The 25,179-nt window shown below is 62.7% G+C and carries 22 protein-coding genes and 1 pseudogene; 12 read left to right on the plus strand and 11 right to left on the minus strand.

Annotation, left to right across the window (positions count from 1 at the left end; translation table 11 throughout):
- Window positions 1-5: 5 nt before the first annotated feature.
- A complete protein-coding gene (locus tag DJ563_RS26000) occupies window positions 6-404 on the minus strand; it encodes a nuclear transport factor 2 family protein (RefSeq protein ID WP_033702781.1) in 399 nt (132 codons plus the stop codon).
- A gap of 115 nt (window positions 405-519) precedes the next feature.
- Here DJ563_RS26000 and DJ563_RS26005 point away from each other — a divergent pair, with 115 nt between their 5' ends.
- Both DJ563_RS26005 and DJ563_RS26010 read left to right on the plus strand, forming a co-directional pair.
- Window positions 520-1,110, plus strand: a complete 591-nt coding sequence (locus DJ563_RS26005; RefSeq protein WP_033702780.1) for a GNAT family N-acetyltransferase — start codon at window positions 520-522, stop codon at window positions 1,108-1,110.
- A complete protein-coding gene (locus DJ563_RS26010) occupies window positions 1,107-1,979 on the plus strand; it encodes a carbon-nitrogen hydrolase family protein (protein ID WP_434518564.1) in 873 nt (290 codons plus the stop codon). The genes DJ563_RS26005 and DJ563_RS26010 overlap by 4 nt, the downstream gene beginning before the upstream one ends.
- 51 nt (window positions 1,980-2,030) lie before the next feature.
- Here the strand turns inward: DJ563_RS26010 and DJ563_RS26015 are convergent, their stop codons facing one another.
- On the minus strand, window positions 2,031-3,554 hold the full coding sequence (locus DJ563_RS26015; RefSeq protein WP_434518565.1) for a fumarate hydratase: 1,524 nt from the start codon (window positions 3,552-3,554) through the stop codon (window positions 2,031-2,033).
- A gap of 249 nt (window positions 3,555-3,803) precedes the next feature.
- On the opposite strand from DJ563_RS26015, the gene DJ563_RS26020 reads away from it, so the two are divergent.
- The gene (locus tag DJ563_RS26020) at window positions 3,804-4,724 is read left to right on the plus strand and encodes an iron-sulfur-binding ferredoxin reductase (RefSeq protein ID WP_274099609.1); all 921 of its coding nucleotides are present in this window, start codon (window positions 3,804-3,806) and stop codon (window positions 4,722-4,724) included.
- Between the two features lie 143 nt (window positions 4,725-4,867).
- Here DJ563_RS26020 and pyk read toward each other — a convergent pair whose 3' ends face one another.
- Entirely contained in the window at window positions 4,868-6,322 is a 1,455-nt protein-coding gene (pyk, locus tag DJ563_RS26025; protein WP_033702776.1) for a pyruvate kinase, read from the minus strand.
- 180 nt (window positions 6,323-6,502) lie between these two features.
- Here pyk and DJ563_RS26030 point away from each other — a divergent pair, with 180 nt between their 5' ends.
- The 3 genes from DJ563_RS26030 (at window position 6,503) to sbcB (ending at window position 8,876) form a co-directional block, all read left to right on the plus strand.
- The gene (locus DJ563_RS26030; protein ID WP_095064207.1) at window positions 6,503-6,889 is read left to right on the plus strand and encodes a tetratricopeptide repeat protein; all 387 of its coding nucleotides are present in this window, start codon (window positions 6,503-6,505) and stop codon (window positions 6,887-6,889) included.
- A 123-nt stretch (window positions 6,890-7,012) separates the two neighbouring features.
- Window positions 7,013-7,372 carry a PilZ domain-containing protein gene (locus DJ563_RS26035; protein WP_033702999.1) on the plus strand — a complete coding sequence of 120 codons (360 nt, stop codon included), beginning with the start codon at window positions 7,013-7,015 and terminating at the stop codon, window positions 7,370-7,372.
- Window positions 7,373-7,439: 67 nt separating this feature from the next.
- Window positions 7,440-8,876 carry an exodeoxyribonuclease I gene (sbcB, locus tag DJ563_RS26040; RefSeq protein ID WP_434518566.1) on the plus strand — a complete coding sequence of 479 codons (1,437 nt, stop codon included), beginning with the start codon at window positions 7,440-7,442 and terminating at the stop codon, window positions 8,874-8,876.
- A 70-nt stretch (window positions 8,877-8,946) separates the two neighbouring features.
- On the opposite strand, the gene mvaT is transcribed toward sbcB, so the two are convergent.
- Window positions 8,947-9,324, minus strand: a complete 378-nt coding sequence (gene mvaT / locus DJ563_RS26045; protein ID WP_033702773.1) for a histone-like nucleoid-structuring protein MvaT — start codon at window positions 9,322-9,324, stop codon at window positions 8,947-8,949.
- Window positions 9,325-9,608: 284 nt separating this feature from the next.
- Between mvaT and purU the strand changes: the two genes are divergently transcribed.
- On the plus strand, window positions 9,609-10,460 hold the full coding sequence (gene purU, locus DJ563_RS26050; protein WP_033702772.1) for a formyltetrahydrofolate deformylase: 852 nt from the start codon (window positions 9,609-9,611) through the stop codon (window positions 10,458-10,460).
- A gap of 188 nt (window positions 10,461-10,648) precedes the next feature.
- On the opposite strand, the gene DJ563_RS26055 is transcribed toward purU, so the two are convergent.
- The 5 genes and pseudogenes from DJ563_RS26055 to DJ563_RS26075 all read right to left on the minus strand — a co-directional run.
- Complete coding sequence (locus tag DJ563_RS26055) at window positions 10,649-11,641, minus strand: lysylphosphatidylglycerol synthase transmembrane domain-containing protein (protein ID WP_434518567.1); 993 nt, start codon at window positions 11,639-11,641, stop codon at window positions 10,649-10,651.
- The gene (locus tag DJ563_RS26060; RefSeq protein ID WP_274099606.1) at window positions 11,638-12,402 is read right to left on the minus strand and encodes a DUF2334 domain-containing protein; all 765 of its coding nucleotides are present in this window, start codon (window positions 12,400-12,402) and stop codon (window positions 11,638-11,640) included. Before DJ563_RS26060 ends, DJ563_RS26055 begins: the two co-directional genes overlap by 4 nt.
- The gene (locus tag DJ563_RS26065; RefSeq protein ID WP_434518568.1) at window positions 12,395-13,516 is read right to left on the minus strand and encodes a glycosyltransferase family 4 protein; all 1,122 of its coding nucleotides are present in this window, start codon (window positions 13,514-13,516) and stop codon (window positions 12,395-12,397) included. Before DJ563_RS26065 ends, DJ563_RS26060 begins: the two co-directional genes overlap by 8 nt.
- Before the next feature lie 167 nt (window positions 13,517-13,683).
- Window positions 13,684-14,448: a methyl-accepting chemotaxis protein gene (locus DJ563_RS26070; RefSeq protein ID WP_371097681.1), complete on the minus strand. Its 765-nt coding sequence runs from the start codon at window positions 14,446-14,448 to the stop codon at window positions 13,684-13,686.
- Between the two features lie 93 nt (window positions 14,449-14,541).
- Window positions 14,542-15,558, minus strand: a pseudogene (locus tag DJ563_RS26075) (HAMP domain-containing protein); the annotation flags it as partial.
- Window positions 15,559-15,725: 167 nt separating this feature from the next.
- On the opposite strand from DJ563_RS26075, the gene DJ563_RS26080 reads away from it, so the two are divergent.
- Entirely contained in the window at window positions 15,726-17,201 is a 1,476-nt protein-coding gene (locus DJ563_RS26080; RefSeq protein WP_274099604.1) for a helicase HerA-like domain-containing protein, read from the plus strand.
- A 54-nt stretch (window positions 17,202-17,255) separates the two neighbouring features.
- Here DJ563_RS26080 and DJ563_RS26085 read toward each other — a convergent pair whose 3' ends face one another.
- Entirely contained in the window at window positions 17,256-18,728 is a 1,473-nt protein-coding gene (locus DJ563_RS26085) for an inorganic phosphate transporter (RefSeq protein ID WP_033702766.1), read from the minus strand.
- 314 nt (window positions 18,729-19,042) lie between these two features.
- Window positions 19,043-19,243 carry a hypothetical protein gene (locus DJ563_RS26090; RefSeq protein WP_033702765.1) on the minus strand — a complete coding sequence of 67 codons (201 nt, stop codon included), beginning with the start codon at window positions 19,241-19,243 and terminating at the stop codon, window positions 19,043-19,045.
- A 538-nt stretch (window positions 19,244-19,781) separates the two neighbouring features.
- Here DJ563_RS26090 and pcaR point away from each other — a divergent pair.
- The 4 genes from pcaR to DJ563_RS26110 all read left to right on the plus strand — a co-directional run bounded on the left by pcaR (window position 19,782) and on the right by DJ563_RS26110 (window position 25,178).
- A complete protein-coding gene (gene pcaR, locus DJ563_RS26095; protein ID WP_050506164.1) occupies window positions 19,782-20,657 on the plus strand; it encodes a pca regulon transcriptional regulator PcaR in 876 nt (291 codons plus the stop codon).
- 326 nt (window positions 20,658-20,983) lie between these two features.
- Window positions 20,984-22,330, plus strand: a complete 1,347-nt coding sequence (locus DJ563_RS26100) for an MFS transporter (RefSeq protein ID WP_274100688.1) — start codon at window positions 20,984-20,986, stop codon at window positions 22,328-22,330.
- Between the two features lie 134 nt (window positions 22,331-22,464).
- The gene (pcaF, locus tag DJ563_RS26105; protein ID WP_274100687.1) at window positions 22,465-23,670 is read left to right on the plus strand and encodes a 3-oxoadipyl-CoA thiolase; all 1,206 of its coding nucleotides are present in this window, start codon (window positions 22,465-22,467) and stop codon (window positions 23,668-23,670) included.
- Between the two features lie 218 nt (window positions 23,671-23,888).
- On the plus strand, window positions 23,889-25,178 hold the full coding sequence (locus DJ563_RS26110) for an MFS family transporter (RefSeq protein ID WP_033702762.1): 1,290 nt from the start codon (window positions 23,889-23,891) through the stop codon (window positions 25,176-25,178).
- The last annotated feature ends 1 nt before the right edge of the window (window position 25,179 follow it).

Below are 25,179 nucleotides of genomic sequence, written 5' to 3' on the forward strand. Positions count from 1 at the left end.
CAGATTCAGCCGACCTGCTCGACCCAGTCATTGAGGTTGTAGTAGTTGGTCACCCGGGCAATCTTGCCGCAGTGGATATAGAAGAACGCACCCGCCGACAGCACATAGGTCTGCCCGTTGGCCGCGGGCAGGCCTTCGTCATCGGCGATGTACTCGCCATGCACGGTGAACTCCGCGGCCGCGCGGCTGCCGTCGGCATTCTGCATGACCACGATATCGGCCAGGCGCTCGCGGTAGCAGCGGTTCATCTTGTCCATGAACGCGGCAAACCTGGCCTTGCCCATCTGCCGCTCGCCCTGGTTGATGTCGTGGATCACATCTTCGTTCAGCAGTGCGAGAAAGCCGGGCATGTCACCGGCATTGAAGGCGGCGTAGTAGGCATTTACCAGTTCGGTAGCGGTCATGGAACAATTCCTGTCGTGTTGGGAAAAGGCGGCGCGTTGGTTCGGATGATAGGGTTTCCCCTCAAGCCCGGCTTAGCCGAGCGCGTCATCCACATCGACAAAACGACCGCCAAGCATGGAAATCCGCCTGTTGCACGGCGCCGCTATCGCGCCTTACATCGATGACCTCGCTCGCCTGCGCCTGACCGTGTTCCGCGAGTTTCCCTACCTTTACGACGGTACGCCGGAGTACGAGGCCGACTATTTATCTACGTACGCCCGCTCCGGGCGCAGCCTGGTAGTACTGGCGCTGGACGCCGGCCGGGTGGTGGGTGCCGCCACCAGCCTGCCGCTGGTGGACGTTGCCGCCGAGTTCCAGCAGCCGTTCCTGGCCCAGGGGCGTGACCCGGCCAGCGTGTACTACTTCGGTGAGTCGGTGGTGCTGCCGGAGTACCGTGGCCAAGGGCTGGGGGTGCGTTTTTTCATCGAGCGCGAGTCCTACGCCCACAAACTCGCCGAGTTCGATTATTGCGCCTTCTGTGCCGTGGAACGGCCCGGCGTACACCCGCTGCGCCCCGCGCACTACAAGCCCTTGCAGGGGTTCTGGCGCAATCGTGGGTTCCTGCACGACCCCTCGTTGCGCACCCACTATGCCTGGCGCGACCTGGATGAACAGGAATCGTCTGAAAAGATCATGTCGTTCTGGCTCAAGGAACTGCCGATATGATCCGCCTCGCGGCCTGCCAGTACGCCATCGAGCTGCACAAGACCTGGGATGCCTACGTCGATCATCTGCAGGGCCTGTGCGCCGAAGCGGCCGAGGCCGGCGCTCAGCTGCTGCTGTTGCCGGAATACGCGGGCCTGGTACTCAGCGGGCTGTTACCTGCGCAGCAGCGGGGTGATTTGAAGGCTTCTATCGCCGGTATCCAGCCCTTGATCGAACCTTGGAAAGCGCTGTGCGAGCGCATTGCCCGGCGCTGGGGCGTCTACCTTCAGCCTGGCAGCCTGCCGGTGCAGGACAGCGATGGCCGCTATCGCAACCGTGCCTGGCTGTTTGGCCCCGAGGGTGAACTGGGGCATCAGGACAAGCTGATGATGACGCGCTTCGAGCGGGAACAATGGGACATTGCCCCGGGCGATGGCCTCAAGGTGTTCGACACCCAGCTGGGGCGGCTGGGCATTCTGATCTGCTACGACAACGAATTCCCGATGCTGGCACGGCGCCTGGCAGAAGGGGGCGCCGACCTGATTCTGGCACCGAGCTGCACCGATACCGAAGCCGGTTACCACCGGGTGCGCATTGGTGCCCAGGCGCGGGCCCTGGAAAACCAGATTGCAGTGTTGCAGAGCCCCACGGTGGGGTTGGCCCCGTGGTCGCAGGCGCTGGATGAGAACATTGGGCGGGCCGGGTTGTTTGTGCCGCCGGACCATGGCATGCCGAAGGACGGTGTAGTGGCCCTGAGTACCGAGCTTGACCCGGCCGGCAGCCGGTGGCTGATCTGTAATGTGGACCTTGCGGCGGTGCGGCGGGTAAGGGAGCAGGGGCAGGTGTTTACCCGGCGCGACTGGCCAGAGCAGTTCGAGCGCAGCCTGTAAATGAAAACGCCCGGCAGATGCCGGGCGTTTTCGATCAGGCCGAAGGGTGAATCACTTCACTTCAACAGCCAGGCTTTCGGCGATCTTGCTCTGCCACAGCGCGGGGCCGGTGATGTGCACCGACTCACCATTGCTGTCCACCGCGACGGTGACCGGCATGTCCTTCACTTCGAACTCGTAGATCGCTTCCATGCCCAGCTCGGCGAACGCCAGGACCTTGGATTTGCGGATCGCCTGAGCCACCAGGTAGGCGGCGCCGCCGACGGCCATCAAATATACGGCCTTGTTGTCCTTGATCGCTTCGATGGCGGTCGGGCCACGCTCGGACTTGCCGATCATGCCCAGCAGGCCGGTCTGTTCGAGGATCTGGCGGGTGAACTTGTCCATCCGGGTAGCGGTGGTCGGGCCGGCTGGGCCTACCACTTCGTCACCGACCGGGTCGACCGGGCCGACGTAGTAGATGAAGCGGCCTTTCAGGTCGACCGGCAGTGCTTCGCCACGGTTGAGCATCTCGACCATGCGCTTGTGCGCGGCGTCGCGGCCGGTGAGCATCTTGCCGTTGAGCAGGATGGTCTCGCCTGGCTTCCAGCTGGCCACTTCTTCCGGGGTGATCGAGTCGAGGTCGACGCGACGGGCGCTTGGGCCAGCTTCCCAGACGATTTCCGGGTAGGCGTCCAGCGATGGCGCTTCCAGCTCGGCCGGGCCGCTGCCGTCGAGCACGAAGTGCGCGTGACGGGTGGCGGCGCAGTTCGGGATCATGCATACCGGCAGGGAGGCGGCGTGGGTCGGGTAGTCCATGATCTTGACGTCGAGCACGGTGGTCAGGCCGCCCAGGCCCTGGGCGCCGATGCCCAGCTGGTTGACCTTGTCGAACAGCTCCAGGCGGATCTCTTCGATGCGGTTCTGCGGGCCACGGGCTTTGAGTTCATGAATGTCGATGGACTCCATCAACACTTCCTTGGCCATGACCGCAGCTTTTTCGGCAGTGCCGCCGATGCCGATGCCGAGCATGCCAGGTGGGCACCAGCCGGCGCCCATGGTCGGGACGGTCTTCAGTACCCAGTCGACGATCGAGTCGGACGGGTTGAGCATGGCCATCTTCGACTTGTTTTCCGAGCCGCCGCCTTTGGCTGCGACATCGACTTCGACCTTGTCGCCAGGGACGATCGAGTAGTGGATGACGGCCGGGGTGTTGTCCTTGGTGTTCTTGCGGGCACCGGCCGGGTCGGCCAGGATCGAGGCGCGCAGGACGTTCTCAGGCAGGTTGTAGGCGCGACGCACACCTTCGTTGATCATGTCGTCGACGCTCAGGGTGGCGCCGTCCCAGCGCACGTCCATGCCCACACGCACGAACACGGTGACGATACCGGTGTCCTGGCAGATCGGGCGGTGGCCGGTGGCGCACATGCGCGAGTTGATCAGGATCTGGGCGATGGAGTCGCGCGCGGCAGGCGACTCTTCACGCAGGTAGGCCTCGTGCATCGCCTGGATGAAATCGACGGGGTGGTAGTACGAAATGAATTGCAGGGCGTCGGCGACGCTCTGAATCAGGTCGTCTTGCTTGATCACGGTCATGCAGCGCGCTCCTCTTAAAGACGGGAACATTCGTAAAGGCTTTCCGACACTGCACACCTGTGTGTCGAAACGCCTGGCAAGGCGTCGGCAGGTCAGGCCGACGTAAAAAGGCGCGGCAGTATAGCGCGCCTCACCGTGCGAAACACCTGCGCGTGGTCTGGACCATGGTCGGCAGTGCGGCGGGCATCCTTTTTGCTGCCGATAGCGGCTTGCCTTAGAGTGGCGATGTAGACCAAGGAAGTAATGACCATGCCTGAACTCTGTGTGGGCGAGCGCCGCTGGACGGTGCCCACCGGCAGTAACTTGCTCGATGCCTTGAACGAGGCAGGCTTGAATGTGCCCTACAGCTGCCGTGCGGGCAGTTGCCACGCCTGCCTGGTGCATTGCCTGGACGGGCAACCGGTGGATGCCCTGCCCGAGGCATTGGCGTTGGACAAGCACGCACAGGGCTGGCGCCTGGCCTGCCAGTGCCGGGTGGTGGATGACCTGCGCGTGGCAGTGTTTGACCCGCAGCTCGAAGGGATGCCCGCAACGGTGCGTGAACTGGACTGGTTTGGCGATGTGTTGCGCTTGCGCCTGCGCACGGAGCGGGCGCTGCGGTATCAGGCCGGCCAGCATCTGGTGCTGTGGAACGGTGCGGTCGCGCGACCGTATTCCTTGGCAAGCCTGCCGGGTGAAGACGCCTTGCTGGAGTTTCATATCGATTGCCAGCGGCCAGGGGCTTTCTGTGACCAGGCCCGGGCCTTGCGGGTTGGCGATGAGCTGCGCCTGGGCGAGTTGAGGGGCGGGGCGTTGCATTATGACCCGGACTGGCAGGACCGTGCGCTGTGGTTGCTCGCGGCCGGGACGGGGCTTGCGCCATTGTGGGGCATCTTGCGCGAGGCGCTGCGCCAGGGGCATCGGGGTGAGATCAGGGTGCTGCATGTGGCACGTGAGCACGCCGGGCATTACCTGGCTGAGCCGTTGCTGGCAATGGACGGGGTGCGTGTCGAGCAGGTGCTGGCGGAGCAGCTGGATGAAGCGCTGGCGGCGTTGCGGCCGTCATCACGGCAGACCATCGCGCTGCTGTGTGGCTCGCCGGGGAGTGTCGAGCGGTTTGCGCGGCGGCTGTTTATTGCGGGGGTGCCGAGGAACCAGGTGTTTGCCGATGTGTTTGTCGAGCATGCCTGAGGAATGTTGCGCGCCTATGCCGACCCTTTCGCGGGGCAAGCCCGCTCCCACAGCGACCTGACTGCGCTTGAGTTCAGAAGGGTAACTGTGGGAGCGGGCTTGCCCCGCGAAGGGGCCGCAGAGCGGCCCCCCCAGGAAGGCTATCAGCCGACCAGCGGATCACCGACATGCAGGATCTTCATGCCGTTGGTGCCACCGATGGTGTGGTAGCTGTCGCCCTTGGTCAGGATCACCCAGTCACCCTGTTGCACCAGGCCACGCTTGAGCAGTTCGTCGACCGCCGCTTGGCTCACCTTGTCGGCCGGCAGCGAAGCCGGGTCGAAGGCGATCGGGTAGACACCACGGAACATCGAGGCGCGAGCCTGGGTAGCGCGGTGCGGCGACAGGGCGAAGATTGGCACGTGCGAACGCAGGCGCGACATGATCAGCGGGGTGTAGCCACTTTCGGTGAGGGCGATGATCGCCTTGACGCCCGGGAAGTGGTTGGCGGTGTACATGGCCGCCAGGGCGATGCTTTCGTCGCAACGCTCGAAGGTGGTGTGCAGACGGTGGCTGGATTTCTGGTTGGTCGGGTGCTTTTCGGCACCTTGGCAAATCCGCGCCATGGCCTGTACGGCTTCGATCGGGTAGGAACCGGCAGCACTTTCGGCCGACAGCATCACCGCATCGGTGTTGTCGAGCACGGCGTTGGCCACGTCGGACACTTCAGCGCGGGTCGGCATCGGGTTCTGGATCATCGACTCCATCATCTGGGTCGCCACGATCACCGCCTTGTTGTTGCGGCGGGCGTGCTGGATGATCTTTTTCTGGATGCCGATCAGCTCGGCGTCGCCGATTTCCACACCCAGGTCGCCACGGGCAACCATGACGGCATCGGAGGCGGCGATCAGCTTGTCGAGGGTCTCGTCGTCGGCAACGGCTTCGGCACGCTCGATCTTGGCCACCAGCCAGGCGCTGCCGCCGGACTCGTCACGCAGCTTGCGGGCATATTCCATGTCGCTGGCGTCACGCGGGAACGATACGGCCAGGTAGTCCAGGTCCATTTCCGCGGCCAGCTTGATGTCGGCCTTGTCTTTTTCGGTCAGGGCCGGCGCGGTCAAGCCGCCACCTTTGCGGTTGATGCCTTTGTGATCCGACAGCGGGCCACCGATGATCACCACGCAGTGCAGTGCATCAGCGGTAGCGGTCTCGACGCGCATGACCACACGGCCATCGTCGAGCAGCAGTTCGTCACCAACGCCGCAGTCCTTGACCAGGTCGGGATAGTCGATACCGACGATGTCCTGGTTGCCTTCGGTCAGCGGGTGGGCGGTGGAGAAGGTGAACGTGTCACCGATCTTCAATTCGATGCGCTTGTTGCTGAACTTGGCGATGCGGATCTTCGGACCTTGCAGGTCGCCCAGCAAAGCGACATGGCGGCCGTTCTTGGCGGCGATGTCACGGATCAGGCGGGCGCGCGCTTTGTGCTCGTCCGGGGTGCCGTGGGAGAAGTTCAGACGTGCCACGTCCAGGCCGGCAAGGATCAGTTGTTCGATCACTTCCGGCGAGTTGCTGGCGGGGCCAAGGGTGGCGACGATTTTGGTACGGCGGATGGTCATGCACAGACTCCTATAGTGAAGCGCAGCGAAAGGCTACTCCTGAATCGCGCTGTAGTCATTGTTCCGTTGCACTACCTGCGAGCGAGGCAGGGTGGCGTTTGAACGGTCAGGCCATCCTTGCAAAAGGGTGTGAAGATTTATCGGCAAAGGCCGATACACTGGCATCAAAGGAGACCCCCCATGCGAGCCCTGATCGTTTTAGCCTTGGCGGCCAGCGCCGTCGGCTGCACCCGCTGGTCCATGGACCACCACTTGAACAACGCCTACCGTGCCTATGACCGCGGCGATTGCCAGCGGGTCATGCTGGAGCTGTCGCAGGTTGACCGCACCAGCCGCGCGCGACCGTTCGTCCACCCGGAGGTGTCGCTGCTGCGCGGCCAGTGCCTGGAGCGCCAGAAGTTGTTCGTGGATGCAGCGCAGACCTACGAGTACCTGATCCAGCAGTACCCCGGCAACGAATACGCGTACCGTGCCCAGGCTCGCCTGCAAACACTGGAGCAGCTTGGCCATTACCGCGGTGCCGAAGCGGCCGTGGCCAACCCGGTGAAAGCCACCCCTTGGCGTTAATGCCAAGGTGTGATTTATTTCACGGGATTTACCGTGCGCGCTGCGCTAATCTGTAACTCAGTTGTTACAACAACCGCCAGTACCTCGCATTCCTGGCACCGGGTACGGACTGCACTTGTGATCATGTTCAACAAGCGGCATATCGAACGCCATCAGTTGCCCTGCGTTCTCAAGGTCTTCAACCGTTTTACCGATCAGGCAATCGGCCAGCTGGGTAATGCCTCCGAAGATGGGCTGATGCTGATCAGCCAGCTGCCGGTACTGGTCGGGCCAGACTACGAACTGCAACTGCGCTTGCCGCTGGCCGGTGGCGGGTACCAGTTCATCAACCTCACCGCCAGTTGCCTGTGGTGCCGCGAAGACCAGACGCCCGGCAACTACGATTCTGGCTTCATGTTGCTGCAGGCGCCCCGCGAGTACGATGAATTCGTCCGCTCGTTGCGCGACTATTTCAGTTTCCGCCCCGCCAACGCATCCGCCTGACTCCCCCTGAGCCTTGGCGCGCGAGAATCGCGCTAGAATCGGGTCGACCTTGATACAGGACGACCCCGTGAGCTCCAGCATTTTCTGGCACGACTACGAAACCACTGGCATCAACCCGCGCTGCGACCGGCCACTGCAGGTGGCCGGTGTACGCACCGATTTCGACCTCAACGAGATCGAAGAACCGATCAGCCTCTATTGCTGCCCCTCCGACGACATCCTGCCGCACCCGGCCGCCTGCCTGGTAACCGGTATCACCCCGCAGCAACTGCTAGCCCAGGGGTTGTGCGAAGCCGAGTTCATGACCCGCGTGCACGAGCAACTGGCGCGCCCTGGCACCTGTGGTGCCGGCTACAACACCTTGCGCTTCGACGATGAGGTGACGCGTTACAGCCTGTACCGCAACTTTTTCGACCCCTACGCCCGTGAGTGGCAGGGCGGCAACAGCCGCTGGGACCTGATCGACATCGTGCGCACGGCCTATGCACTGCGCCCTGAAGGCATCGAGTGGCCGCAGCAGGATGGCCGCACCAGCCTGCGCCTGGAACTGCTCAGCAAAGCCAATGGCATCGACCATGGCCATGCCCACGAAGCACTTTCCGACGTGCGGGCCACCATTGCCCTGGCGCGCTTGATTCGGCAAAAACAACCGAAGTTGTATGAGTGGCTGTTTCAGTTGCGCAGCAAACATAAAGTGATGGAGCAGATTCGTTTGTTGCAGCCACTGGTCCATATTTCAGGGCGATTTTCGGCGGCGCGTAATTACCTGGGGGTGGTCCTGCCGCTGGCGTGGCACCCGCGCAATCGCAATGCCCTGATTGTCTGCGACCTGCATCAGGAAACCCTACCGTTAATACGGGAAAGTGCCGAAGTTCTTCGCCAGCGCTTGTATACCCGGCATGAAGATCTGGCCGAAGGTGAATTACCCGTTCCGCTTAAATTGGTGCAGATCAACCGTTGCCCGGTGCTGGCACCGCTCTCGGTATTGCGCCCGGCCGATCAACAGCGCCTGGGTGTGGACTTGACGTTGTTACAATTGCGCGGCGAGCAATTGGCCAATCAACAGGCGGACTGGCAAGACAAGCTGGCGCACATTTATGGCAACGATGATTTCGCCCCGAGTGAAGACCCTGAACAACAGTTGTATGACGGTTTTCTAGGGGACCGCGACCGCCGTTTGTGCGAGCAAGTTCGCACGCTGGAACCTGCGCAGTTGGGTCAGGGGCACTGGATGTTCGATGACCCGCGCATGCCTGAACTGTTGTTCCGTTATCGGGCACGCAACTTCCCTGACACCTTGAATAGCGAAGAGCGCCAGCGCTGGTATGCATTCTGTCAGCAACGTCTGAGCGACCCGCAGTGGGGCGCGCCGAATACCCTGGGTGATTTCGAGCAGGCGCGCCAGCGTGCCTGGGAAAGCGCCGACGAGGCGGGCCGCCGGGTATTGGACGCCTGGCAGGAACACGCCAGTAAACTGAAGACACAATTTGCAATTGCGCGCTGAGTGGACAAACAAAAACGCCGGCATCGAGCCGGCGTTTTTGTTGCGTCAAGCAATGTGAGCGTGCGGACTATCAGTCCAGCAGGGTCGCCCAGCTTTCAACCACGTCACCACCCCACTTGGCTTTCCATTCTTTCAGGGTCTTGTGGTTGCCGCCTTTGGTTTCGATCACTTCACCATTGTGCGGGTTCTTGTATTGCTTGACCTTGCGCGCACGCTTAGTGGCGGTGACCTTGACCGCGCCACGTGGCGCCTTGCTCAGTTTCGACTCTGGGTCGAGCAGGGCAATCACATCACGCAGCGACTTGGAGTACTCGCCCATCAGCGTGCGCAGTTTGCCTTCGAACTCCAGCTCTTGCTTCAGCTTGTCATCCTGGGACAGGTTGGCCAGGCGGGCCTGAAGTTCCTTGATGGCTTCTTCGGTGGCGCGGTACTCGTTAATCAGGGACATGGAGTGTTCCTTTAATACGTGTTCAGAAATGTGTGGGCCAATAATAGACAGGCCATACTCGCAAGTAAACATGGAATTGGGCAATTAACAGTTAATTAAGCTGTGACAACATTTCTCCACGTGAACAAAAATTTACATAAGCCCCTGCATTTTGTCATGGCGAGGCGCGGCGGCTTGCCGTGTGTGTGGGCAGGTGCGCACAAGACGCGCCGTGCAATCCATACTGCGTTTTTTCTGGCGGGCCGCTAGAATGAGCGCCTTTGCGAAGTTCTGGAGTCTCATTCATGCGCACCTATCGTCTGGTGATCGCCTGCCCCGACCGTGTTGGCATCGTGGCGAAAGTCAGTAATTTCCTGGCCTTGTACAATGGCTGGATCAACGAAGCCAGCCACCACTCCGATGAACAGAGTGGTTGGTTCTTCATGCGTCATGAAATCCGTGCCGAATCCCTGCCATTCGGTATCGAGGCATTTCGCGAGGCGTTCGCGCCGATCGCCGAAGAGTTCTCCATGACCTGGCGGGTGACCGACTCGGCGCAGAAAAAGCGCGTGGTGCTGATGGCCAGCCGCGAATCCCATTGCCTGGCCGATCTGCTGCACCGCTGGCACACCGACGAGCTGGATTGCGATATCCCGTGCGTGGTGTCCAACCACAATGACCTGCGCAGCATGGTCGAATGGCACGGCATTCCGTTCTTCCATGTGCCGGTCGACCCCAAGGACAAGGCGCCAGCCTTCGCCGAAGTGTCGCGCCTGGTTCAGGAGCACGCCGCTGATGTGGTGGTGCTGGCTCGCTACATGCAAATCCTGCCGCCGCAGCTGTGCCAGGACTACGCTGAAAAAGTGATCAACATCCACCACAGCTTCCTGCCGTCGTTCGTCGGTGCCAAGCCCTACCATCAGGCGGCCCTGCGCGGCGTTAAACTGATCGGTGCGACCTGCCACTACGTGACCGAAGAGCTGGATGCCGGCCCGATCATCGAACAGGACGTGGTACGTGTCAGCCATGCCGACAGCATCGAAGACATGGTGCGCTTCGGCCGTGATGTCGAGAAAATGGTGTTGGCCCGCGGCCTGCGTTATCACCTGGAAGACCGCGTGCTGGTGCACGGCAACAAGACGGTGGTGTTCGACTGACAGCGACACGGGGCTGCGCAGCAGCCCCGGCAATCCCGAGTGAATCGCCATGGCCGACCCCCGCGACAAAGCCGCCGCCTCACCCCCGCCAACCCTCGGCGAGGGCTGCCTGGCCCGCTATGACCCCGAGGCCCTGAGCGACGCCGACGGCACCAACTTCCCCGGTGCTGCCGAGCTCTGGCGCCAGCTCAACCCGCCTGACGCCGCCAGCGTTCCAGCAACGGACGCGCCAGCAGGCAGACAAACACCGGCCCCCCCGCCAGCAGATAAAAGTAGTAAGTGACCGCACGCCAGATCACGATCGCCGCAGCCGCTGTCGAACTGCCCACCAAGGGCGTCAGCAGGCTTGCCGAGGTCAGCTCGGCAGCCCCCGCACCGCCTGGCAGCAGGCTGAACTGGCCAGCACTGAGCGAGAGCATCTGCACCAGAAAGCTGGGGATCCACGACAGTTCCACGCCCAAACCCTTGAGCACCAGGTACAGCACGCTGTAGCGCAGGCCCCAATGCACGCAGGTCAGCGTGAACACCAGTGCCAGGGTGCGTTTGGGCAGGCGCCAGGTCTGCGCCAGGGCGTCGATGAAGTGCAGCAGCTTGCGCGCCCAGCGGCGTTTACGGCATTCGGACATGCCCAGGCGGCGCAACAGCCGTCCATTGAAGCGCATCATGGCGCGCCGGTAGCGCAGCAGCCCCAGCACCACGATTAACGCCGAGCACAGCAGCAGCGCGCTGCCCAGCAACATGCTTTGCTGGCTGTGCCCCAGGCTGTGAAACAACGCATAGCCGGCAATCGCCAGCATCGCGCAGAAGAAGAACAGCAGGTCGTTCAACTGGTCCATGGCGAACACCGCGCCGCTGCGCGCCGGGCCGATGCGGTCCCGCGCCAGCAGGGCCATCAGGGTCAGCGGGCCGCCGCTGCCGCCCGGGGTGGTGCAGATGGCGAATTCGGTGGCCATGACCACGCCTAGGCTGCGCAGGTACTTGAGCTGAGCACCTTGCTGGCCGAGCAGCAGGCGCAGGCGCAGGGCGTTTATCACCCAGCACAGCAGGATCATGCCCAGCAGCGTCAGCAACAGGCCGGGGTCGAAGCGTTGAAGCCTGGGCAGTAGTTCGCTACCGCCCAGCACTATCGGCACCAGCACGGCGCCCAGCAGTGCCAGGCCCAGCCAGCCCAGGCGGTTCATGCGCTGGCCTGGCCGTCCAGCCAGGCGGACTTGGTCAACGGCACACGGCCCTGTGCCAACAGTGCGCGCAAGGTGCGTAGCCAGTATTCGCGCGACGCCTTGTGGCGCATGTCCACCGGGTGCAGGCCCAGGCGTACGGTGCCGGCTTCACGCCAGCGCCGGCATTGCCAGTCGCAAAGCATCTTCGATAACCCTCGACGCCAGGCACTGCGCGCGCTCCAGACCAGGCCGGGGGCTTCGATGGCGGTGAAGTCCGGCAGGCGGTACAGGTGCTGCGGTGTGCTGGTGTAGCGCAGCGGCAGCTGGCGCAATGCCTGGCGCGTGCCTTCGCTCATCAGCCAGGCCGGGGCGACGAAGCCGGCAACCGGCCAGCCTTGTTGGTCGAACACTGCCAGTCCTTGCTCCAGGCGCTGCAGTGCCTGTTGCTGATCAAGCCCATAGAACTCGCCTTCGTGGGTATAGATGCGGCGCATGAAGAACGCGCCGGGGCTGCGCGGTGGCGCGCCGTCGTCGGCATGGTAGAAACCATGCAGCGCCAGCTCGTCACCCAGCGCCAGGCGCCGTTCGAGCAGGCGGCAGAAGGACGGTGAGCGGTGTAGGGGGTTGCGGTGGTGAAAGTCCGGCACCACCAGCCAGGTCATGGGCACACCGCCCATCTCATCGATGGCCTGGACGAAGGGTTGGTAGTCGGGCCAGGTCTCGGGCGCGATGTCGTGCAGCACCAACATCAGGCTGCGGGGGGCGCTGGCGCTTTCAGCCATGGGCTCGCACCAGCGGTTGGTGGCCGAGCACGGCCTGGTAATGCTGCAGCAAGCCGGCCACCACGTTGTCCCATGAATAATGCTGCTCGACATGGCGGCGGGCCTGGCTGCCGAGCGTGCGCACGCCCTCTTCGAAGACCTGGCGCACGGCCTGCGCCATGGCTGTGCCGTCGTTGGCCTGGCACAGCCGCCCGCACTGTTCGTTGACGATTTCGCCAAAGGCGCCGGCGCGCACCGCCACCACCGGCGTGGCGCTGGCCATGGCTTCGAGGATGACCAGGCCGAAGGTTTCCTGGTCGCCGGCATGCACCAGCAGGTCGGCACTGGCCATCAGCCTGGCGACTTCCTGCGGTGGGCAGAAGTGGTCGACCACGCTGACGTTATCCGGCACATTGACCGGCATGTTGGAGCCGACCAGCAGCAGGTGATAAGGCCGGCCCAGGCGCTGCATGCAGTCGAGCAGCACCGGCAGGTTCTTCTCGCGCGAGCCACGGCCGGCGTAGATCAACAGGCGGCTGGTGTCGGCAATCCCCAGTTCGGCGCGCAGGTGCGGGTCGCGGTGCTCGGGGTTGAAGGTGGCCAGGTCCACGCCCAGGCGTTGCACGTGCACGTCACGGATGCCCAGGCGGCGCAGTTTGTCGGCCATCACCTGGCTGGGCGCCAGCACCCGGTCGAAGTTGCCGTACAGCTTGCTGACATAGGCCTCGACATTGGGCGTGAACCAGTTGCCCATGCGGTTGCTGACAAGCAGCGGCAAGTCGGAGTGGTAGAAGCCGATCACCGGAACGTCGAGCTGGCGGCGTGCCTCCAGGGCAGCCCAAGCGGTCAGGTAAGGGTCGCCGACTTCGATCAGGTCGGGTTTGAGGTTACGCAGCACATTGCACCAGGGCGCCAGACGCACCGGGAAGCGGTAGCCGTTGCCGAAGGGCAGGGGCGGCGCGGGCACCTGGTAGATGCCATCGGCGTGTTGCGCGCTGGCGCCGGGGATCAACAGGCTGTGGCGCACGCCTTGCAGGGCATCGAGGTGGCGGTGTTTGGCATCAAGATAGGTACGCACGCCGCCGCTGGCGGGGGCGTAGAACATGGTGATGTCGGCGATGTGCACGATCAGCATCCCTCCGGGATCGTCTTCGGGTCTGTCATCCGGCTGTAATGGGCCGGCGATGACACGCCTAAAGGTTGACCTTTCAGAAGGATAGTTTGTTCGATCGAGGTTGGCGGGGGGTGAACCCGCTCCCATCAGGTTGCTGTGGGAGCGGGTTCACTCGTGAAGCAGGCGGGTCAGATGCGGAAGCTGCCAACCAGGTGTTTCAGGCGCGAAGCCTGTTGCTCCAGGTCCGAGCAGGCGCGCAGGGTGGCCTGCAGGTTCTCCACGCCCTCCTGGTTGAGCATGTTGATCTCGTTGATGTCCATGTTGATCGCCTCGACCACGGCGGTCTGTTCTTCGGTGGCGGTGGCCACCGACTGGTTCATGCCGTCGATCTCGCCGATGCGCACGGTCACGCTGTCCAGGCGCTCGCCGGCCTGGTTGGCGATCTGCACGCTATCCTGGCTGTGACGCTGGCTCTGGCCCATGGTGTCGACCGACTCGCGGGCACCCACCTGCAGCTCTTCGATCATGGTTTGCACCTGCTGCGCCGACTCCTGAGTGCGGTGCGCGAGGTTTCGCACTTCGTCGGCAACCACGGCAAAGCCACGCCCGGCTTCACCGGCGCGGGCGGCTTCGATCGCCGCGTTCAAGGCCAGCAGGTTGGTCTGCTGGGAGATGCTGGTGATGACTTCGAGAATCTGGCCGATGTTGACGGTCTTGCTGTTGAGCGTCTCGATGTGCGCGCTGGAGGTGACGATCAGGTCGGACAGCCGGTTCATCGCCGCAATGTTGCGTTCCACCACTTGCTGGCCTTCCTCGGCCAACAAGCGGGCGGAGCTGGCATGTTGCGAGGCCTGGGCGGCGTTGCCGGCGATTTCCTGGGCGGCGGCGCCCAGTTCGTTGATGGCGGCGGCGACGCTGTTGGTGCGGTTGGATTGCTCGTCGGAGTTGGTCATCGACGAGTTCGAGGCGCTGATCACGCGCAGGGCCACTTCATTGACTTGCTCGGTGGCCGAGGACACTTCGCGGATAGAGCCGTGGATGCGCTCGACGAAGCGGTTGAAAGCGGTGCCCAGGATGCCGAACTCGTCGTGGTTGTGGATGCGCAGGCGTTTGGTCAAGTCACCTTCGCCTTCGGCGATGTCTTCCATGGCACGGGTCATGGTCAGCAGCGGCTGCATCAGCACGCGAATCAGCAGGCCGAGCAGGCCGATGATGATGACCACCGCAACCAGCGTGGCGATCACCGCCGAGGTGCGGAAGGTGCTGAGCATGGAGAAGGCTTTGTCCTTGTCCACCGACAGGCCGATGTACCAGTTGGCCGACGGCAGGCCTTTGATCGGGGTGAAGGTCAGCAGGCGGGTCTGGCCCTGGGCCTGGACTTCGGTCAGCTCACCGGACAGCGTCGGTGTGTGCTGCGGGAACAGGTCCGACAGCGATTTCATCACCAGGTCCTTGTCCGGGTGAACCAGGATCTTGCCTTGGTCGTTGACCAGGAACGCGTAGCCCATGCCGCCAAAGTTCAGCGAGTTGATGATCTCGACCAGGCCGTCGAGGGCCAGGTCGCCACCGACCACGCCCACGCTGTTGGACACTTTGCTGAGGATGCCAATGACCATCTTGTTGGTGGTCATGTCGATGTACGGCTCGGTCAGGGTCGCACCGGAGGCGTTCATGCCGTCCTTGTACCAGGGGCGAGTACGTGGGTCGTAGCCGTCGGGCATCTTCGCGTCCGGGCGCACGCTGAAGCCTCCGTCGACCTTGCCCAGGTACACCGTGAGAAAGCTGGTGATCAGGGCATTCTGCCCCATCAGGGTTTCGGCGTCGTTGGGGGCCTGGGCAATGTTCTGTGCCAGGTTCTCTACCAGCTTGATACGGCCTTCGAACAGGTTGCGAATATTGGTCGAAGTGGACTCGCCCATTTCAGCCAGATAGTTCTCCAGGTCCTCCCTGATCGCATTACGCTGGAGATAATCGTTGTAGAGGGTGAAGAGGCTGAAGGCGAGCATCACGATCAGTGACGCGGCCACGAGAATCTTGTGGCTGAAACGAAGGCTTTTGTTCATGGTGTAATCGGTTCCGCTAAGGTTTTATCGGGCGTTCGCACGAATACATCTGCAAGACAGTGCAACATCCCGGGAAGTCCTAGTTGGGTTGTTACTGTGTTCTAGGCGAATATCACCCCGAGGTATCGGCCGATACGCGGCAAAGCTTGAGAAGAGGATGAAAGAAGATGTCAGATCCTTCGCAAATTGTTGTAGGAGCGGGCCTTGATGGCCAGCCTGTCCATCAAGCCATGCGCCTCGCCAACCGCCACGGCCTGGTCGCTGGGGCCACCGGCACCGGCAAGACCGTCACCTTGCAGCACCTTGCTGAAGTGTTCAGTGATGCCGGCGTGGCGGTGTTCGCGGCCGACGTCAAAGGCGACCTGTGTGGCCTGGGCGCGGCGGGCGCGCCGCAGGGCAAGGTGGCCGAGCGCATTGCGGGCATGCCGTGGTTGGGGCATGCACCGCAGGCCTACCCGGTGAGCCTGTGGGATATCGCCGGGCAGTCCGGCCACCCGTTGCGCACCACCCTCAGCGAAATGGGGCCGCTGCTGCTGGGCAACCTGCTGGAGCTGACCGACAGCCAGCAGGCGGCCTTGTATGCAGCGTTCAAGGTGGCGGACCGAGAAGGCTTGCTGTTGCTCGACCTCAAGGACCTCAAGGCGCTGCTTGCGCACCTGAAGGACAACCCGCAGATGCTGGGTGAAGACAGCGCGTTGATGACCAGCGCGTCCACCCAGGCCTTGCTGCGTCGCCTGGCGACCCTGGAACAGCAAGGCGCCGAGGCGCTGTTCGGTGAGCCTGCGTTGCAGCTCGAAGACTTGTTGCGCCCTGGCAGCGACGGCCGTGGGCGTATCCACTTGCTCGATGCCAGCCGGCTGGTGCATGAGGCACCGAAGGTGTATGCCACCTTCCTGCTGTGGCTGTTGGCGGAGTTGTTCGAACAGTTGCCCGAGCGCGGCGATGCCGACAAGCCGGTATTGGCGCTGTTCTTCGATGAAGCGCACTTGTTGTTCAATGGCACGCCCAAGGCGTTGCAGGACCGCCTGGAGCAGGTGGTCAGGCTGATTCGCTCCAAGGGCGTGGGCGTCTACTTTGTCACTCAGTCGCCGGGCGACCTGCCCGATGCGGTACTGGCCCAATTGGGCCTGCGTATCCAGCATGGGTTGCGTGCATTCACCGCCAAAGAGCAGAAGTCGCTGCGGGCCGTGGCCGATGGCTTTCGCCCCAACCCCGCGTTCGACAGCCTGGCGGTGCTGACCGAGCTGGGTATCGGTGAGGCCTTGGTGGGTACGCTGGAGGATAAGGGCACGCCCGCAATGGTGCAGCGGGTGCTGATCGCACCGCCGCAATCGCGCATCGGGCCACTGAGTGCCGCTGAGCGCAGTGCATTGATTGCTTCGTCGCCGCTGGTTGGGCGCTATGACAAGCCGGTTGACCGTGAGTCGGCCTACGAAATGCTCACCCAGCGCAAAGGAGAGCCTGTGGAGCCTGCACCCGTGCCTCAGGCCGATGAGGAGAGCTTTGCCGACAAGGCCGGTGACTTCTTGCAGAGTGCGGCAGGGCAGGCGATCAAGTCTGCGGTGCGCCAAGCAGCCAATCAGTTGGGGCGGCAGTTGGTGCGCGGGTTGATGGGGTCGTTGCTGGGCGGCAAGAAGCGCTAGTGAGGCACATGAAAAAGGCGCCCGAACAGGCGCCTTTTTCTACAGCGGTATCGCTCAGCCGATCGCCTTGGACGCCAGCCAGAACAGGCCAGCTGCCAAGCCCATCGAGGCTGGCAAGGTCAATACCCAGGCCAGCAGGATGGTCTTCACGGTGCCGCCTTGCAGGCCGCTCTTGTTGGCGACCATGGTGCCGGCGACGCCAGATGACAACACATGGGTGGTCGATACCGGCAGGCTGAACACGTTGGCCATGCCGATGGCGCAGGCTGCGGTGATCTGCGCCGACATGCCCTGGGCATAGGTCATGCCCTGCTTGCCGATCTTCTCGCCAACCGTCAGTACCACGCGCTTCCAGCCGACCATAGTGCCCAGGCCCAGGGCCAGGGCAACGGCCACGATCACCCAGAACGGTGCGTATTCGGTGGTGGCGGTGAGGTCTTTGCGCAGCTTCTCCAGGTCGGCCTTTTCACGGGCATCCAGGCCTGGCAGCTTGCCGACCTTTTTCGCCGTGTCATCCAGGCAGAGCAGGTAGCGGCGCACTTCAACGCGCTTGTCGGCTTCCAGGGTGTGGTAGTCGGTCACGCCCTTGAGCGAAGCCTGCAGGGCGGCGATGGTCGGCTCGGTCTGCTGCGGGTTGCAGCTGAACTGCTCTGGCAGGTCGGTCGACTTGGCCTTGCCCAGTGCCAGGAACTCACCCAGGGTGGCGGCGTTGCGCTCGTAGAACTGGCTCATGTGCAAGGTGGCGTCGCGGGTGCGCTCGATCTGATAAGTGGTGCTGTTCAGGTCGAGTACGAACTTGGCCGGTACGATACCGATCAGCACCAGCATGATCAGGCCGATACCTTTCTGACCATCGTTGGAGCCGTGCACGAAGCTCACGCCCATGGCCGAAATCACCAGTACCAGGCGATTCCAGAAGGGAGGGTGCTTCTTGTCGTCGAGCTTGCGACGCTGTTCGGGCGTCTTGTGCATCTTCGACAGCGGGCGCCACCATTTCAGGCCGAGCAGCACCAGCGCCGCGACGGCGAAGCCGGCCATTGGCGAGACCACCAGCGACATGGCGATGTCGATCGCCTTCTGCCAGTTGACGCCATCGCCCAGCGGGATGTCGTTGATCAGGGCATTGGCCAGGCCAACACCGAGGATCGAGCCGATCAGGGTGTGCGAGCTGGACGCAGGGATACCGAAGTACCAGGTGCCCAGGTTCCAGGTGATGGCCGCAGCCAGCAGCGAGAAGACCATGGCCAGGCCGTGTCCGGTGTTCACATTGATCAGCAGCTCTACCGGCAGCAGGTGAACGATGGCATAGGCCACCCCGACACCACCGAGCAGAACGCCGAGGAAGTTGAACACGCCGGAGAAGAACACGGCGAGGTGCGGCGGCATGGCTTTGGTATAGATGACGGTAGCTACCGCGTTGGCGGTGTCATGAAAGCCATTGATGAACTCGAAGGCGAGTACGAAGGTCAAGGCGAGCAGCAGGCTCACCAACACCCAGGCATCCAGTCCGCTGAATAAATCGATCATGAAGGTTGTCTGGCGGTCATAGGGGGGCGCGATTATGCCAGAAAACCTTGGCAATCGATGCACCTGCGACAGACCGATGGCAGGTATCCAGGTGCGACCAGCAAGCGCAATACCGCGCTATCTGGCAAAGAACTGTCCGATAAAAAACGAGAAATATCACTAAAATCGGCAAATATCTGGAAAACGTATGACGTGGCATTCATTCAAACGGTCGTATGAAATTTGTGTAATTCCATTTCATCTACGACCTCTGGGTAAAGATCGACCGCGCCCGGGCTTGCCGGGCGACGACGCGGATGGCGTGAACCTGGCGCTCAGGGCTTGTCGCTGCGCAGGTCCTTTTCCATTTTTTCCAGTTCCTGGTTGAACGCCTGGTCGCGCACGCTGGCACGCTTGCGCCACGGTTTGCGCTCTGGGTCCGGTTGAGCGGCGTACGTGGTGACTTCACCACCGTAAACATCCTTGTAACGTTCAGCCTGGCGCTCGAGCTCTGCGCGCAGTTCATCTTTCGTCACAGTAGTACCTGAGTAAGTTGAGTTAAGACTGTTGTTGTTTGCTGTACAGCGTGCCCCTGTGCATACAAGGACGGCACATGGAAAGCTGCGGGGATGCCATACAGGGCCTGCACACACACACACATGGGTTGAAGCGAAGTGCTGATTACAGCGGTGTGTTCCATTACCCCAGCATCGGGCATTCAACCAAATTGATTATAGCAACCGACCCTTCTTCGAACAGGGGTATTTATGCGGCCTGACAATGCCGGTCGAAGTTGTCGGTTTCATTCGGCAATGTCTTACGCCGTGCGTATAACTTTGAAGGGCGGCAAGGGCAAAAGTTCGTTGCCACGCACACGCGAGAAGGGGAAGTAAAAACGGCCTCGCACAGGGCGAGGCCGTTGCCTGGGACTTCTACGGTGGGTACCTGACCAGTCTCTCCAAAGAAGCCACAAGTGGCAGGAGAAAGGTATAAGCAAAAGTGTCAGCGGTCAATTGCGATTATCGGCCGTTCGTTCGATAATCGCACGAACCAGCGATTTTTTTGAGGTGAGCGATGAGCGACGAAACACCGGCCAACGAATCTGCCAACCCAGAGTCGGCACGCCCTGCCGCCCCCGCACTGGCGCCGCCGATCGTGGCATCGCCGGCCAAGCGTATTCAGGCGTTTACCGGCGACCCGGACTTCATGACCTCGCTCGCCCGAGGGCTGGCGGTGATTCAGGCGTTCCAGGAGCGCAAGCGCCACCTGACCATCGCCCAGATCAGCCACCGCACCGAGATCCCTCGTGCGGCGGTACGCCGCTGCCTGCACACGCTGATCAAGCTGGGGTATGCGACGACCGACGGGCGCACCTATTCGCTGTTGCCCAAGGTGCTGACATTGGGCCATGCGTACCTTTCGTCGACGCCCTTGGCGATTTCCGCCCAGCCGTACCTGGACCGCATCAGTGACCAACTGCACGAGGCGGCCAACATGGCCACCCTCGAAGGCGACGACATCCTTTATATAGCCCGCTCGGCAACCGTGGAGCGGCTGATCTCGGTCGACCTGTCGGTAGGCGGGCGATTGCCGGCGTATTGCACGTCGATGGGGCGTATCCTGCTGGCGGCGATGGATGACACCAGCCTGCGCGAGTATCTGGACCGGGCTGATCTCAAGGCGCGCACCAGCCGCACCTTGAATGATGCCGAATCGTTGTTTGCCTGCATCCAGCAAGTGCGTGCCCAGGGCTGGTGCGTGGTGGACCAGGAGCTGGAACAAGGGCTGCGCTCCATTGCCGTGCCGATCTATGACGCGTCGGGGCAGGTGCTGGCAGCATTGAATGTCAGTACCCATGTCGGGCGGGTAACGCGTAGCGAGTTGGAACAGCGCTTCTTGCCGATCCTGTTGGCGGCCAGTCGGGATCTTTGCCACCAGTTGTTTGGTTGACGCGCGCAGGGCGCGCGCGCCCTGCATGCCCCATTATCGAACACGCCCGCCGTTTCCTGTTCGATAAACGCACAATGTCGCTCCCAGCGAATTGCGTCCCCCCCGTCAGCTGATTAATGTCTCTCGCAACGGTCGGCTGTGCCGACCGAACAAGAAAAACTTGAGAGGCACACACCATGACTACTGTCCCATCGCTGCTGCGGCCGCACCCGCACGCGGTACTGTTGTATCCAGGCTGAAGCAGGCCGCCATCATCCTATTACCCAACCCTGTACTTGCGCCCTGAGTGCAGTGGCATGGCTGTGCCCTAATTCTGGATAACAACAATGAACCAACCCCACACCAACGTCGGCAGTTGCCTCGACGTTCAATCGTTCATCAACGATCAGCCGCTGTCCCGCTATCAATGGCGGGTGGTGTTGCTGTGTTTTCTGATTGTCTTCCTCGATGGCCTGGACACCGCCGCCATGGGCTTCATCGCCCCGGCCTTGTCGCAGGAGTGGGGTATCGACCGCGCCAGCCTCGGCCCGGTCATGAGTGCCGCGTTGATCGGCATGGTGTTTGGTGCTCTGGGCTCCGGCCCGCTGGCCGACCGTTTCGGGCGCAAGGGCGTGCTGGTTGGCGCGGTGCTGGTGTTCGGCGGCTTCAGCCTGGCCTCGGCCTACGCGACCAATGTCGACCAGTTGCTGATCCTGCGCTTCTTGACCGGGCTCGGGCTGGGCGCGGGCATGCCCAATGCCACCACGCTGCTTTCCGAGTACACCCCCGAGCGCCTCAAGTCGCTGCTGGTGACCAGCATGTTCTGTGGTTTTAACCTGGGCATGGCCGGTGGTGGCTTCATTTCCGCGAAGATGATCCCGGCCTACGGCTGGCACAGCCTGCTGGTAATCGGTGGCGTGCTGCCGCTGCTGCTGGCGGTGGTGCTGATGGTCTGGCTGCCGGAGTCGGCGCGGTTCCTGGTGGTGCGTAACCGCGGCACGGACAAGGTGCGCAAGACCCTGGCGCCGATTGCGCCGCAGGTGGTGGCCCAGGCGGCCAGCTTCAGCGTGCCGGAGCAGAAGGCGGTGGCTGCGCGCAGCGTGTTTGCGGTGATCTTCTCCGGTACCTACGGGCTGGGCACCATGCTGTTGTGGCTGACCTATTTCATGGGCTTGGTGATTGTCTACCTGCTGACCAGCTGGCTGCCAACGCTGATGCGTGACAGTGGTGCCAGCATGGAAGAGGCGGCCTTCATCGGCGCGTTGTTCCAGTTCGGTGGCGTGCTGAGTGCGGTGGGCGTGGGCTGGGCCATGGACCGCTTCAACCCGCACAAGGTCATCGGCATTTTCTACCTGCTGGCCGGGGTATTCGCCTACGCCGTTGGGCAGAGCCTGGGCAACATCACCTTGCTCGCCACCTTGGTGCTGATCGCAGGCATGTGCGTCAACGGCGCCCAGTCGGCGATGCCGTCGCTGGCAGCACGCTTCTACCCGACCCAAGGGCGTGCCACGGGCGTCTCGTGGATGCTGGGCATCGGCCGCTTTGGCGCAATTCTCGGCGCCTGGAGTGGTGCGACGCTGCTGGGCCTGGGCTGGAACTTCGAGCAGGTGCTGACGGCATTGCTGGTCCCGGCTGCATTGGCGACGGTGGGGGTGATTGTGAAAGGGCTGGTCAGCCACGCGGACGCGACCTGAGCAGCGCTGGAAATGGAGGGTCAGGGTGACAAATGGTTCGATAATCGCACGTATAGTCGATTATCGGATTGTCACCGACCTGCCAGCCTCCTTAATCTGAACGCACTGATGCACCCTGACCAGGAGTCTCCAAAATGATGCGTGACGTATTTATCTGTGATGCCATCCGCACCCCGATCGGCCGCTTCGGCGGCGCCCTGGCCGGCGTGCGCGCCGATGACCTGGCGGCTGTGCCGCTGAAGGCGCTGATCGAGCGCAACCCGTCGGTGCAGTGGGACCAGGTCGACGAAGTGTTCTTCGGTTGCGCCAACCAGGCCGGTGAAGACAACCGCAACGTGGCGCGCATGGCGCTGCTGTTGGCAGGCCTGCCCGAGAGCATCCCAGGCGTGACCCTCAACCGCCTGTGCGCATCGGGCATGGATGCCATCGGCACGGCGTTCCGCGCCATCGCCAGTGGCGAAATGGAGCTGGCCATCGCCGGTGGTGTCGAGTCGATGTCGCGTGCCCCCTTCGTCATGGGCAAGGCCGAGAGCGGTTACTCGCGCAACATGAAGCTTGAGGACACCACCATTGGCTGGCGCTTCATCAACCCGTTGATGAAAAGCCAGTACGGCGTGGACTCGATGCCGGAAACCGCCGATAACGTTGCCGACGATTATCAGGTCTCCCGCGCTGACCAGGATGCCTTTGCCGTGCGCAGTCAGCAGAAGGCCGCAGCGGCCCAGGCAGCTGGGTTCTTTGCCGAAGAGATCGTGCCGGTGCGCATTGCCCACAAGAAGGGCGAGACCGTGGTCGAGCGCGATGAGCACCTGCGCCCGGAAACCACCCTTGAAGCCTTGACCAGGCTCAAACCGGTCAATGGCCCGGACAAGACGGTCACCGCTGGCAACGCGTCGGGTGTCAACGATGGCGCGGCGGCGTTGATCCTGGCCTCGGCCGAGGCGGTGAAAAAACATGGCCTGACCCCACGTGCCCGGGTACTGGGCATGGCCAGTGCTGGTGTGGCGCCACGGGTGATGGGCATCGGCCCGGTACCGGCGGTGCGCAAGCTGACCGAGCGCCTGGGCGTGGCGGTGGCTGATTTTGATGTGATCGAGCTCAACGAGGCGTTTGCCAGCCAGGGCCTGGCGGTGCTGCGCGAGCTCGGTGTGGCGGACGATGCGCCGCAGGTGAACCCTAATGGCGGCGCGATTGCCCTGGGCCACCCGCTGGGCATGAGCGGTGCGCGGTTGGTGCTGACGGCGCTGCATCAGTTGGAGAAGAGTGGCGGACGTAAAGGCCTGGCCACCATGTGCGTGGGCGTGGGCCAAGGTCTGGCGCTGGCGATCGAGCGAGTTTGACCACTACCGGCCTCTTCGTGGGGCAAGTCGGATCGCCGCACCGCCGCCCCCACAGTGGACCACGCATCCTCTGTGGGAGCGGCGGTGCGGCGATCCGACTTACCCCGCGAAGAGGCCGGTACTGTAAGACACAAGGCCAATTGCCAGCCTGCGAGCGGAACGAGTGTGTTACTAGGTATGTCTAGACTTACCTAGGACCCTCCAGGAGTAAAACCACCATGACCTCAACCTATTACACCGGCGAAGAGCGCAGCAAGCGCATCTTCGCTATCGTCGGTGCCTCTTCGGGCAACCTGGTGGAATGGTTCGACTTCTACGTCTACGCCTTCTGCGCGATCTACTTCGCCCCGGCCTTCTTCCCCTCCGACGACCCCACCGTACAGTTGCTCAACACCGCCGGCGTGTTCGCCGCGGGCTTCCTGATGCGCCCCATCGGTGGCTGGATATTCGGCCGCCTGGCCGACCGCCATGGCCGCAAGAACTCGCTGATGATCTCGGTGCTGATGATGTGCGCCGGGTCCTTGATGATCGCCTGCCTGCCCACCTACGCCAGCATTGGTACCTGGGCACCCGCGCTGCTGTTGCTCGCCCGTCTGATCCAGGGCCTTTCGGTGGGTGGCGAGTACGGCACCACCGCCACTTATATGAGCGAAGTGGCGTTGCGCGGCCAGCGCGGCTTCTTCGCCTCGTTCCAGTACGTGACCTTGATCGGCGGCCAGTTGCTGGCCGTGCTGGTGGTGGTGATCCTGCAGCAACTGCTGACAGAGGACGAGCTGCGTGCCTGGGGCTGGCGTATTCCGTTCGTGGTCGGCGCCGTGGCCGCACTGATCTCGCTGATGCTGCGCCGCTCGCTGCACGAAACCAGCAATGCCGAAACCCGCAATGACAAAGATGCCGGTTCGATCAGCGGGCTGTTCCGCAACCACACCGCAGCGTTCATCACCGTGCTGGGTTACACCGCAGGCGGGTCGCTGATTTTCTACACCTTCACCACCTACATGCAGAAGTACCTGGTCAACACGGCCGGCATGAACGCCAAGAACGCCAGCTACGTGATGACCGGCGCGCTGTTCCTGTTCATGATCCTGCAGCCGTTCTTCGGCATGTTGTCCGACCGTATTGGCCGGCGTAATTCCATGCTGCTGTTCGGCGCCTTGGGTACGCTGTTCACCGTGCCCCTGCTGATGGCGCTGAAGACCGTGACCAGCCCGTTCCTGGCCTTCGTGCTGATCAGCCTGGCCTTGTGTATCGTCAGTTTCTACACCTCGATCAGCGGCCTGGTAAAAGCGGAGATGTTCCCGCCGCAGGTGCGCGCGCTGGGTGTCGGCCTGGCCTATGCAGTGGCCAACGCGATGTTCGGGGGTTCTGCCGAATACGTGGCGCTGGGCCTGAAGACGCTGGGCATGGAAAACACCTTTTACTGGTACGTGACGGGCATGATGGCGATAGCCTTCCTGTTCAGCCTGCGTCTGCCGAAGCAGGCCGCGTACCTGCACCATGACGATTAAG

The organism is Pseudomonas sp. NFX1 (assembly GCF_051123555.1).
In the GTDB taxonomy this organism is placed as follows: domain Bacteria; phylum Pseudomonadota; class Gammaproteobacteria; order Pseudomonadales; family Pseudomonadaceae; genus Aquipseudomonas; species Aquipseudomonas capeferrum.